The following is an 11,878-nucleotide window of genomic DNA, read 5'->3' as shown; positions in this document are numbered from 1 at the left end:
AAACCGAACCAATGCTTACTAATCCGGCTTTAATTTTTACCTATGCGTCTAAGAACAGGTTGCAATTTAAAATTTGAGATTGCCACGCCCACACCGTTTATTTTAATGTTGAGACCGCGTAGCGGAAGCCAGCAGTGGGTAGAACAACAGGAATATGAGATCGACCCGGGCACGCCGGTTTATGAATTTACAGATGATTACGGCAATCTTTGTCAACGTTTAACTGCTCCCTGCGGTATGTTCTCGATCAAAACATCCTCTGTAGTAGTAACATCAGATTATACAGATGAGGCTTATGGAGCTGAGTTTGTAGAAATTCAGAATTTACCCGATTCGGTATTGAGTTACTTATTGCCGAGCAGGTATTGCGAGTCTGATTGTTTTAACGAACTGGCGGTGTCTATCACGCAGGGTGAGATCTTGGGATACAATCAGGTAGCTGCGATTACAAACTGGTTGCGGTCTAATATCAAATACATACCCGGCAGCAACAATGAGCCTTTATCAGCAATTCAGGTCAACACTAATGGATACGGGGTGTGCAGGGACCTCGCTCATTTGGGCATAGCCCTATGCCGAAGTCTCAGTATTCCTGCCCGGATTGTGGTAGGTTACCTTTACAATTTACAGCCTATGGATATGCACGCCTGGTTTGAAGCCTACGTCGGAAACCGTTGGTACACTTTTGATGCCACGCAAATGGGCTCGACCGGTGGTTATGTCATTCTCGGGTTGGGTAAAGATGCTGCAGATGTTGCCGTTTTTAACCAATTTGGGCCTTCTGTTTTCCCGATTGATCAGCAGGTTTGGGTTGAAAAACTGGGATAGTAATCCTACTGAAAGTCTTTTACCGCGTCGCCCAGATCATAGACCCTAGCCTGAGCTAAAGCAGTCTCGAGCACGCTGCTCCCGGTCGCACTGCGGTATCCGCCCGCACAATGCACCACGATGGGTTTATCAGTAGGGACTTCGCCGCTACGTTCCCGCAATTCGTGAAGGGGGATGGTAAGCGCGTGATCAAAGAATGTTCCGGCTTCGGTCTCGCTGCGGTTTCTGATGTCAACTACGGTATAGGCTTCCGGGTCGGCTTTAAAGGCGTCCAAATCCAGTTTGGAAGAGCGTACTCCGGTAGGTTCCTGCAGAGTGATAACCCGCTTTACCTGAGTTTCGTAACCTATTTTAGCAATTCGGTCTAAAACCTCGTGAGCTGCAGCAGCATTAGCAACCACCACGCTGAATTCTTCTTCAGGCTTCACTATTGCGCCAAGCCAGGTTTCAAACTTATGAGCCTCCTTACCGGCCATAATGTTGATGCTGTTGCGCTTGTGTCCTTTTTTGTAAACGGCTTCATCGCGGGTATCAACAACCAAAGCATCGCCGTTAACTTCGGTTTCAAACAGATTAAAGGGGATATCGGCTACAGCGCTTCTCAGGGAAGGGGCCCCTGTTTTGTTGAGATCTACGTTATAGCCGAAGTAATGCGGGATGAAAGGTTGTGAATCAAGCAACTGATTGATAAATGCTTCTTCTTCGTTCATTTTGAAGGCCCAGTTGGTTTCCCGCTGTTCCCTTAAAGTACTGCTGGTTTGATCTGCACTCATGCCTTTACCGCAGAGCGAGCCGGCACCGTGGGCAGGATAAACCATCGCCCCATCGGGCAGATTCTTAAATTTTGTGCTTATGGTCTGAAACATCGCTTTGGCCAGATCCCGGCGTTTCGCGGTCTGGTTTCCGGCTTTTTCACGCAGGTCAGGACGGCCTACATCCCCAATGAATAGGGTGTCACCGGTAAATAATGCGGTTTCGTCTTCCGTTTTTGCTACAATCGTAATGCTGTCCGGGCTGTGTCCCGGTGTATTTAAAGCGGTAAAAGCGATGCTTCCCATTTTAACGTGATCACCTTCATCAAAATGTTAATGCGTATAATCTGCACCGGTCTTTTCGCTGTTATAAATCGTTGCACCGGTTTCTTTATGTATCTGCAGATGACTGCTGATGAAATCGGCATGAGGATGGGTTTCAAATACGGCTACGATCTGCGCATGGTGCTCTTCCGCAAAGGCATAGTATTGCGCGGGATCACGCTCCGGATCAACCACAGCTACTTTTCCCTCGCTTAAAATGGCATAGGAGAAATGGGACAGTGGTTTATATTCAAATTGTTTAATAAGCATAGCTGAAATTTTATACGAAATTAAAAGCTTTAGGTTAGGATGGCTGTAACTTTTGATACAAAGGGAATTTACACGTATTGGACGATGTAAAATGCTATATATGCTTAATTTTAGCTCAAACAGCAAACCTTTATGCAACTTACTTTAAAAAAATACCAACTCCCTTTAAAGCATACGTTTACCATTTCCCGTGAATCTCATGATTTTCAGGACAGTCTGGTGGTTTGTCTTTCGCAGGATGGAAAGACCGGTTATGGGGAATCTACTTCAAATCCCTATTACCAGATCACTTTTGAAAGTATGCAGGCCGAAATAGAGGCGATTCGCACGGAACTTGAAGACTTTGTTTTGGAAACGCCGGAAGCCTTCCACAGTTTTTTGGTGGAACGTAAACTGAGCAATTTTGCCATTTGCGCCCTGGACCTTGCGGCTCACGACCTGTACGGAAAACTTCAGCACAAACCGCTTTTTGAATTGTGGGGAACTTCTAACCAAAACTATCCCATAACCAACTACACCATTGGCCTGGCTTCCATAGAAAAGATGCTTGAGAAAATGCAGGAAATGCCCTGGCCCATTTATAAAATTAAACTGGGAACGCCCGATGATGTGCAAATCGTAAGCGAACTCCGTAAGCATACCGATGCGGTTTTTCGGGTAGATGCCAACTGCGCCTGGGATGCGGCTACGGCAATCAAAAACGCCAAAGCTCTTAAAGAACTTGGGGTTGAATTTTTGGAGCAGCCCTTAAAAGCAGACGATTGGGACGGACTCCAAGCGCTTAAGGCTGAAAGCGTTTTGCCTATAATCGCTGACGAAAGCTGTATCGTTGAGGAAGATGTAAAGCGCTGCGCCGGTTATTTTGATGGGATCAATATCAAACTCACCAAATGCGGCGGGCTTACCCCGGCACTTCGAATGATTAAAGAAGCCAAAAGTCTGGGCCTTAAAGTAATGGTGGGTTGCATGACCGAATCTACCGTGGGTATTTCGGCAATTGCTCAATTACTACCCCAACTGGATTATGTGGATATGGATGGCGCGATGCTGTTGAAAGAAGATATCGCCACGGGGGTTCAAATCCTGGAAGGCGGAAAAGTGATTTTTCCGACAACCGGCGGCAGCGGAGTTGAATTGTTATGAGTTTTCTGCTGAATCACAACCCCGGTCGCGTGTTTACTCACGATGGTGTGGAGTACCGCTATTTTGGCGGAACTTCCTATCTGGGTTTGCAAACACATCCCGATTTTCTGAAGACATTTGCTGAAAACATTCTGCATTACGGAAGCAGTCACGGCGCTTCCCGCAACAGTAATGTACAGCTCGGTCTTTACGAAGAAACCGAAAAGGTCCTTGCCCAATTTACGGGTGCCGAAGCCTGTTTGACCACATCGTCGGGGTTTATGGCAGGCCAGATTTTAAGGGATTATCTGGGGAGTGCGGGTTATGATTTATTTCACTTTCCCGGGAGTCATGCGGCGCTGCGAGTGGCTTCCGATTTTCAGTTTGAAACCTCTGAAGATTTACGGTTTTCCATTCTCAATTACCTCAAAAAGAAAACATCTAAACCGCCGGTTTTGTTATTTGACAGCATCTCTTTTTCATCAGATCATTTTCCCGATTATGCCTTTTTAAAAAGTCTGCCTTTAGATCAACTCATTTTGGTTGCAGATGATTCCCACGGCATAGGTGTCGTGGGCGAGGAGGGAAGCGGCTGCTATGCAAGTCTGAAAGCTCTCGGAGCAAAAGACCTTCTGGTTTGCGGTTCGCTGGCTAAGGCACTAGCCACTCCCTCAGGGTTTATTCTGGGCAGTTCAGCTGGTATGGAAGCAATACGGCAACGCCCGGTTTTTGCAGGGGCGAGTCCGGCCAGCCCTGCTGCGATTGCAACTTTAGGAAGTGCTGTAAAACACATTAGCCTTCAGCATCAAAAGCTAAAGGCTAACGTATCTTATTTTCTAGAAAATCTGAAAAACCCGGAATTTTTTCAATTCAATCCGGGCCATGCCGGTTTCAATTTCAGTGACAGGCGTCTGGTTAATTACTTAAAAGACCACCAGATCATTGTGACTGATTTTGAATATGCGGGAGGAGGTGCTAACCGGCTCACCCGCATTGTCATTACTGCGCTTCACACCCGTGAAGACCTGGATCATCTGCTGGGAGTGTTGAGGGGGTATTTTAGGAGTTAATTTTGGAGGTCCTAAAATTAGTTTTTAGAAGAAAACGGATATTTAACCTGCCCGGCAAAATCTTCCGGAAACTGCTCATCTCCGTGAAAACCGATTTCGATGTCTTTTCCGCTATGCGGAACATAAGCGGTTTTAAACAGGTAATCCCAGATGCTGAGCGTAAGACCAAAATTCATCCCGTAACGATGCTGCGGGGGCAATTCTTTGGCGTGATGCCAGATATGCATCCGTGGATTGTTGAAAATATAGCCCAGCTTCCCGTAACTCCAGTCCAGATTGGCGTGATTGAGATGCCCCACAAATACGGCAAACATATGCACCACAAAAAACTGTTCGATCCCAAAGCCTATCATCGCCAGCGGAATGTACTGAATGCTTTTATAGACTAAAGTTTCCACAAAGTGGAAGCGAAACTGCGCAGCAAAACCCATTTCCTTCACGCTGTGATGTATCTGGTGAAACTTCCACAGCCAGGGCACCCGGTGTAAGAGTCGGTGCACATTCCATTGTATAAAATCGGCGATCACAAACATCAGCAGCAATTGCGCCCATACCGGAAGCGTGTTTACCTCAACAGCTACGATATTGGTGATGCCAAAAAGACCCAAAAAATCATTGAATAAGGCCACGCCCACGTTTGAAAGGGCATTGTAACCTATAAGCGAGAACAGGAAGAAATTGAACACTACGTAAAAAGCGTCAAGCCAAAATCCTTTCCTGAAAACCGACTGCTTCTTCCGCCAGGGAATGACCACTTCTAAAGTAAAAACCAATAGCGAAAGCCCCAGCAACCAGTAGAAATAATTGGTCCAGCCCGGATTGGTGATTTCATCAACCAGATACTTGAAGTAACCGGTAAACGAATCGCTGATGATTTTTAAGTAGTCATTCATAAAACAAAGGTCGTAAGCATTTCAAAAGAATTACGTAACTAGCGTTACAAATTGAATGTTGCTTTTGAAGCATTTGAGAAATGTGGTATTATGTCCCTATTTTAGATTCCCCTAATGAACCTTAGCCAAAGGATATGCTTCATTGCGGTCCTGCTTTTTAATTTTGTGGTAAAAGCTCAGGAAACCCCGGGTTATCGGTACGAAATCCTGCTGGGTCACGATAATGATTTTACCGTTTTTGGGGCGCGTACAGACTGGCATTATACCTACGGCATTCACGCTGCGTTCAATTGGAAGCCCTTAAATGAAAATTTCCTTTCCAAAATTTTCCCGCAGAAAACAGCCTTCAGTCACGGGATAGGGGCTCACGTACAGGCTTATACGCCCGACTATGCCAGGACGTTTCAAATTGTACGAACCCGGCAGCCCTATGCAGGCTGGGGTTATTTTGATTTTGCGACCAATTATGCGTTTGAAAAGTCTTACGTGCAGTTTAAGCTCGATCTGGGTATTTTGGGACCGGCGGTACAGGCCGGGGAAATTCAGAATTTTATACACGAGTATTTTTCGAAAGACATTTTTGTAGACAATTGGGAGAATCAGATTCCCAACACCTTTGGGATTAATATTCGTGCGGAATATGCTCAGGACTTAATTACTCAGGATTGGTTTAGTCTCTATGCACTCGGGCGCGCTTCGGCAGGTACGATCTTTAATTTTGCCGAAGCCGGACTTAATTTTCGTATCGGTAAATTTTTGCCCATTTCCCAATCTGTAGCCCGGCAGCAAAGTTTGTTCGGCAGGGGAGAAACCGAATTTTTCCTCGAAGCCGGGGTGAATATGCATTTTTCGGCCTATAATGCCACCATAGAAAAGGCCGATGCAAACGGGGTGAAAGTAGTACCTCAAGACCTCGTGAATCACAGTATTTTTAACGGGAATATCGGACTCTTTTTTGCCAGTAAACGCTATACGCTGGGTATGAAATGGAATTACACCGAAGGCGAAATCGAAGGCAACAAACCGCATCGCTTTATCATCGTCGCCGGTACGTACAGGTTTAATTAAGGGTTCGGAGTTCCGTGTTCGGGTTTTGTATTTATATATGAAATCAGAGATAGTTTATTTAAGAACAGAGAACAGAGAACAGAGAACAGAGAACAGAGAACAAAGAGTATAAGGTTAGTGGTAAATGGTGAGAAGTGTTTAAATAATGCGATTCAACGGTTAAACCTTTTCACGATTCAACTATTTTTAACAGCTTAAAAAAACGGAAAACCGGCAAGTAAAAAGTAAGAGGTGAGAAGTGTTTGAACAATACGATTCAACGATTCAACCTTTACACGATTCAACTTTTGTTTAAGATATTAGAAAAAGAAAACAGAAAACAGAAAACAGAAAACAGAAAACCCAAACTCAAAACGACTGCCGCGATACCCGGTCTTCAATTTCGGTGCGGGGGTGTATGCCATCAATAAACTCTACCGCTTCAACTACACGAACAAACAGATTTTCAGGACCCAGCATTTCGGTCACTCCGGTTTTAAAGAGAATATCCCGTGTAGGGCCTGTTGCGGCTGCAATCATCAGTTGGATATCTTTTTCGCGAAGCTCTAAAATCAAATGCTTAAGAATATAAATCGCACTGCTGTCGATATAATTGATGGCTTCAGCATTGATGATTACGGTTTTTAGCTGAGGTCCCTTGCTCATAATGTGCTTATTGAGCTCGCTGTAAAAATAATCTTTATTGCCGAAAAATAACTGGGCGTCAAAGCGTACCACCAGAATATCCTTACGTTCAATAATATCTGTTGCAAAACGGTTGACGTTTTTAAAATAGGTGGTGCCTTTAATCTGCCCCAAAACCGCCATATGCGGCTTTGAAGTTCGGTACACCATAAGCAGCAGGGAGAACAGCACGCCCAGAATAATTCCTTCCTGGATGCCCACAAACAAAGTAATCAAGAAGGTTACGATAAGCAGGGCAAACTCATCTTTTTGATTTTTATACAGTTCTTTCGGATATTTTAAATCGATCAGACTGGTGATCGCCAGCATAATAATTGAAGCCAAGATGGCATTAGGCAAATAGTAAAAAACCGGAGTTAGAAAGAGTAGGGTAAGCCCCACTAAGGCCGCACTGATTAATGCCGCCACGCCAGTTTTGGCCCCTGCCTGAAAATTAACCGCAGTACGGCTAAATCCCGCCGTGGTAGGATAACACTGAAAAAACGAGCCTACGATATTGCCGGTACCCAGTGCAATAAGCTCCTGATTTGGAACAAGCCTGCTGGTTTTCACTTTTTCTTCAAGAGCTTTGCCTATAGAAACCACTTCCATAAAAGCGATGAGCGCCATAGCCAGCGCCAAAGTGAAGAGTTGGCCCAGCTCAGACCAGGGAATTTCAGGCACCTGAAACCCGGGAAGCCCTTCAGGGATTTTACCTACCAATTGCAGACCATAATCGGTGATAGGCGTAAAATACGCCAAAGCAATCCCCAGTATAACCACCACAATCGCTGTGGGAATCTGACTGTGTATGCGTTTGAGCAGGAGCATAATTCCAATTCCGCTGAGACCTACTACCACTGCCAGCGGATTGATCTGGTCTAGCTGCGAAAAAGTTTGTTTAAGAATGGGCAGGGTTTTGTTACTGCTTATGGAAATGCCCAGCAAATGCTTCAGCTGGCTGATCCCGATTATAAGTGCTGCGGCCGAGGTAAAGCCACTGATTACGGGACGAGACAGAAAATTGACCAGAAACCCCATTTTCAGGAAACCCAGTAAAACCTGAATCGTTCCAATAAATAAGGATAGGAAAATTGCCATCGCGATGTAATTCTCAATCCCCGAAATCGAAAGCGCTCCCAGACCGGAAGCGATCAAAAGCGAGTCCATCGCTACAGGACCAATTGCGATTTGCCGCGAAGTTCCCATAATCGCATAGATGATTTGGGGAATCAGGGCAGCGTAAAGTCCGTAAACAGGAGGGAGGCCGGCGATCATCGCATAGGCCATACCCTGCGGAATAAGCATTATGCCTACCGTAAGCCCGGCAGATATATCGCCGGAAAGATAGGTGCGTTTGTAGCGCGGCAGCCAGGTGAGTATGGGGAAGTAAGCTTTCAAATTTCGTTTTTTAAGACTGTAAAATTAACTGACGCCGGGCTGTTGACCGGTAACCTGAGTTACAAAGCTAAAAATAGCACTTTAGACTTAGAGCGCATAAATCCCAATTGCTAAATAAAAGTGCACCCGGCTAAAATTGTATATTTGGGGTCCATGAAAAAAGCTTTTGCCACGCTTATTGATTCCACGTTTTCGTTTTTGAAAGACAAACCCGTTTTGGTGGCGGTTAGTGGTGGTCTCGACAGCACGGTGCTTGCGCATCTGTGTCAGGAAACCGGGCTTGATTTTACCATTGCGCACTGCAATTTTAAGCTGCGCGGAAGCGAAAGCGATGCCGATGCCGTTTTTGTATCGGAGTTGGCTTCCGGCTTCTCCAAACCTGTTTTTATTCAGGCGTTTGATACCGAAGTTTTCGCGGCTGCGGAAAAGATTTCCATTCAAATGGCCGCGCGTGAACTGCGCTATTCCTGGTTTGAAGAGCTCTGCACCCGGAACGGTTTTGAGTATATCCTGACGGCGCACCATGCGCAGGACGATCTGGAAACCTTCCTCATCAATCTGGGCAGGGGAACGGGCATCGACGGCCTTACCGGAATTCCGGAAACCAACAGGCGGGTAGTGCGGCCGCTTTTAAACTTTTCGCGTGAGCAAATTAAAACCTATGCGGAAGAGCAGGGCATAAGCTGGCGCGAAGACAGCAGCAATGCTTCAGACAAGTACCTGCGCAATCACCTGCGGCATCATGCCATTCCGGCATTGACGGAAGCGAATGCCAATTTTTTAAACGGATTTCAAAACACCCTGGTGCACCTTCGGGAAACTCAGGATTTACTTGAGGATTACACGGCCTTTTTATATTCAAAAATTGTAAATCAGTCTTTTAAAGGTTATGACCTAAGCATAAGCGAATTGAAGAAAGTACCGCATACCAAAGCAGTTTTGTATCAATTGCTGAAGGGTTTTGGCTTTACCGCCTGGGACGATATTTATGCCCTGCTAGACGCACAGTCCGGTAAATATGTGAGTTCGGGCGATTACCGGCTGATCAAAGACCGTGATGTTTTAATTCTTACCGAATTGAAAGCCGATACGCAGCAGGATTATAAATTAGATTCTGAAGACAGCCGTTTGGCCCTGCCCGGTTTGACGCTCGTGCAGCAAAAGCCTGAAAATTTTGAGGATTGTAGTCCAAACGAGGCTATTTTTGATGCTAGCTTGCTTCACTATCCGCTTCGCGTGCGCAGATGGCAGGAAGGCGATGCGTTTTATCCCTTTGGGATGCAGGGCAAAAAGAAGAAGCTTAGTAAACTATTTAAAGATTTAAAATACTCTGCGGTTCAGAAAGAAGCCGTTTGGGTGGTGTGTTCCGGCGATGAAATCATCTGGGTTGTTAATGTACGCAGCGACGATCGTTTTAAAGTCACACAAGCTACCACCCGTTTTGTAAAAATAACTGCTCATTATGATTAAGCACATTACGTATCTTATTGCCTTTTTTTCTGTTTTAGCCATACAGGCTCAGGGTTTTGTACCCGGATCAGGAACACAAAATCCCGCCACCTGGGAGGCCAAAGTAAAACAACAGGATGCCACGCATTACCAATTGATTCTGGAGGCGCAGATAGAACCCGAATGGCACATCTACTCCCAGTTTACCGATCCTGCCGGGCCAATCCCATTAGCCCTGGAGTTTCTTAAGGCCGGTGAAGATTTCACATTAGACGGTCCGGCTAAAGAAAGCGAAACCGAAGTGGTGTATAGCGATATTTTTGAGGTGGATGAAACCTTTTGGTCCGATACAGCCACAATAACCCAGGATATCACGCTAACGAATGAAAATACCAAACTGGTCAAACTCATTCTGACCTATCAGGTGTGTAAGGAAGTATGCATCAACGAGGAGAAATACATCGTTTTTGATCTCGAAAACAAGAAAGGCACGGTGGTAGCCGATTTTAATGCTTTTGAATCTTTTGGCACCGCCAGCGAAGTCGAAAAGGAAGTAGACAAGATTGAGCCGGTTGAAAAAGTGGTTAAACAGGAAGAGCAAAAAGACCTGTGGACGCTTTTTTTTGTAGCCTTTGCCTCGGGTTTCCTGGCGTTACTAACGCCCTGCGTCTTCCCAATGATCCCAATGACGGTAAGCTTTTTTACCAAGCAAAGTAAAAATCTGGCCGTGGGTCGCCGCAATGCGATTTTATACGGAATCTTTATCGTGGTAATCTATGTTTTGCTGGGCACCATCGTTACTGCGATTTTTGGCGCAGATGCCCTGAATGCACTTTCTACAAACGTCTGGTTTAATCTGATCTTTTTTGCATTGCTGGTGGTTTTTGCCATTTCTTTTTTCGGTGCTTTTGAGATTATGTTGCCCAACTCCTGGGCCAATGCCGTTGACCGTAAGGCAGATCGCGGCGGAATCATCGGTATATTTTTTATGGCACTGGCCCTGGCGATTGTTTCCTTCAGTTGTACGGGCCCTATCGTGGGTACATTGCTGGTTCAGGCTGCTGCAGAAGGAGGTTTGGCGCCAATAATTGGTATGCTGGGCTTTTCGCTGGCGATTGCGATTCCGTTTGCGTTATTTGCCCTTTTTCCCGGTTTGCTGAATTCGCTACCCAAGTCCGGCGGATGGCTCAACTCGGTTAAAGTGGTTTTAGGCTTTTTAGAACTGGCGCTGGCTTTTAAATTTCTGTCGAATGCCGATTTGGTTTTACAGGCGCATATTTTGGAACGTGAAGTATTTCTGGCGATTTGGATTGCCCTGGGAATAGGATTGAGCCTGTATTTGTTTGGAAAACTTACCACAGCTCACGATTCACCATTACCTCATATTTCAACCGGAAGACTGCTTTTGGGACTTTTTACATTGACGTTTACGATTTACCTGGTTCCGGGGCTTTGGGGAGCTCCTTTAAAACTGATTAGCGGCTTTCCGCCTCCTATGAATTACAGTGAGTCGCCTTACGGCGTGGGATATTCTAAGGGAGGGACAGCCCTTCCGGACGGCGAGTTGCCCGAAGAAGCCGAGTTAGGACCTTATCAGCTTGTAACCTTTACCGATTATGAAGCCGGTTTGGCTTTCGCGAAAGCGGAAAACAAACCCGTACTACTCGATTTTACAGGAAAGGCCTGCGTAAACTGCCGCAAGATGGAAGAACGCGTTTGGGGTGAGCCCCAGATTTTAGGGAAATTGCAACAGGATGTGGTGCTGATTTCGCTTTTTGTAGATCTGAAGGAAAAATTACCGGAAGACGAACAGTATGTTAGTGAAACCACCGGAAAACGCATTCAGACGGTGGGCAATAAATGGAGTGATTTTCAAATTAGAAAATACCAGATCAACGCGCAGCCGTATTATGTGTTGCTTGATCCCAAAACGGAAACAGAACTGAATAAACCGGTGGGTTACACTCCCGATGTTGACGAATTTGAAGCCTGGCTTGAAGAGGGCATAGGTGCTTACACGAATTAATTTAAAAAGAAA

Annotated in this window: 8 protein-coding genes and 1 pseudogene; 6 read left to right on the top strand and 3 right to left on the bottom strand. The window is 45.6% G+C overall.

The genetic code is table 11. The annotated features are described in order from the left end of the window. Positions 1 to 42 precede the first annotated feature (42 nt). A complete protein-coding gene (locus tag LLW17_RS06145; protein ID WP_228229384.1) occupies positions 43 to 828 on the top strand; it encodes a transglutaminase family protein in 786 nt (261 codons plus the stop codon). Positions 829 to 833: 5 nt separating this feature from the next. Here LLW17_RS06145 and LLW17_RS06140 read toward each other — a convergent pair. Beyond that, positions 834 to 2,174 (bottom strand): annotated as a pseudogene (locus tag LLW17_RS06140) (MBL fold metallo-hydrolase). A 132-nt stretch (positions 2,175 to 2,306) separates the two neighbouring features. Here LLW17_RS06140 and LLW17_RS06135 point away from each other — a divergent pair. Together LLW17_RS06135 and LLW17_RS06130 are read left to right on the top strand one after the other, a co-directional pair. Further along, positions 2,307 to 3,317, top strand: coding sequence for a dipeptide epimerase (locus tag LLW17_RS06135; protein ID WP_228229383.1), 1,011 nt, complete (start codon positions 2,307 to 2,309; stop codon positions 3,315 to 3,317). Further along, positions 3,314 to 4,366 (top strand): aminotransferase class I/II-fold pyridoxal phosphate-dependent enzyme, encoded by a 1,053-nt coding sequence (locus LLW17_RS06130; protein WP_228229382.1) that lies wholly within the window; start codon positions 3,314 to 3,316, stop codon positions 4,364 to 4,366. Before LLW17_RS06135 ends, LLW17_RS06130 begins: the two co-directional genes overlap by 4 nt. 17 nt (positions 4,367 to 4,383) lie before the next feature. Here LLW17_RS06130 and LLW17_RS06125 read toward each other — a convergent pair whose 3' ends face one another. Then, positions 4,384 to 5,259 (bottom strand): sterol desaturase family protein, encoded by an 876-nt coding sequence (locus LLW17_RS06125; protein WP_228229381.1) that lies wholly within the window; start codon positions 5,257 to 5,259, stop codon positions 4,384 to 4,386. Positions 5,260 to 5,373: 114 nt separating this feature from the next. Between LLW17_RS06125 and LLW17_RS06120 the strand changes: the two genes are divergently transcribed. Next, complete coding sequence (locus LLW17_RS06120) at positions 5,374 to 6,327, top strand: lipid A-modifier LpxR family protein (protein WP_228229380.1); 954 nt, start codon at positions 5,374 to 5,376, stop codon at positions 6,325 to 6,327. A 348-nt stretch (positions 6,328 to 6,675) separates the two neighbouring features. Here the strand turns inward: LLW17_RS06120 and LLW17_RS06115 are convergent, their stop codons facing one another. Continuing rightward, positions 6,676 to 8,391: a SulP family inorganic anion transporter gene (locus LLW17_RS06115; protein ID WP_228229379.1), complete on the bottom strand. Its 1,716-nt coding sequence runs from the start codon at positions 8,389 to 8,391 to the stop codon at positions 6,676 to 6,678. A 153-nt stretch (positions 8,392 to 8,544) separates the two neighbouring features. On the opposite strand from LLW17_RS06115, the gene tilS reads away from it, so the two are divergent. Together tilS and LLW17_RS06105 are read left to right on the top strand one after the other, a co-directional pair. After that, positions 8,545 to 9,861, top strand: coding sequence for a tRNA lysidine(34) synthetase TilS (tilS, locus tag LLW17_RS06110; RefSeq protein WP_228229378.1), 1,317 nt, complete (start codon positions 8,545 to 8,547; stop codon positions 9,859 to 9,861). Then, positions 9,854 to 11,866 (top strand): protein-disulfide reductase DsbD family protein, encoded by a 2,013-nt coding sequence (locus LLW17_RS06105; protein ID WP_228229377.1) that lies wholly within the window; start codon positions 9,854 to 9,856, stop codon positions 11,864 to 11,866. Before tilS ends, LLW17_RS06105 begins: the two co-directional genes overlap by 8 nt. Positions 11,867 to 11,878: the final 12 nt, after the last annotated feature.

The organism is Leeuwenhoekiella parthenopeia (genome assembly GCF_020782115.1).
Classification (GTDB): domain Bacteria; phylum Bacteroidota; class Bacteroidia; order Flavobacteriales; family Flavobacteriaceae; genus Leeuwenhoekiella; species Leeuwenhoekiella parthenopeia.
The sequence above is the reverse complement of the archived record's forward strand: the minus strand, read 5'-3'. Positions and strand labels throughout refer to the sequence as shown.

Coding starts and splice junctions, on each gene's coding strand:
- LLW17_RS06145 (WP_228229384.1), top strand. CDS start 43: ATGCGTCTAAGAACAGGTTGCAATTTAAAATTTGAGATTGCCACGCCC.
- LLW17_RS06135 (WP_228229383.1), top strand. CDS start 2,307: ATGCAACTTACTTTAAAAAAATACCAACTCCCTTTAAAGCATACGTTT.
- LLW17_RS06130 (WP_228229382.1), top strand. CDS start 3,314: ATGAGTTTTCTGCTGAATCACAACCCCGGTCGCGTGTTTACTCACGAT.
- LLW17_RS06125 (WP_228229381.1), bottom strand. CDS start 5,259: ATGAATGACTACTTAAAAATCATCAGCGATTCGTTTACCGGTTACTTC.
- LLW17_RS06120 (WP_228229380.1), top strand. CDS start 5,374: ATGAACCTTAGCCAAAGGATATGCTTCATTGCGGTCCTGCTTTTTAAT.
- tilS (WP_228229378.1), top strand. CDS start 8,545: ATGAAAAAAGCTTTTGCCACGCTTATTGATTCCACGTTTTCGTTTTTG.
- LLW17_RS06105 (WP_228229377.1), top strand. CDS start 9,854: ATGATTAAGCACATTACGTATCTTATTGCCTTTTTTTCTGTTTTAGCC.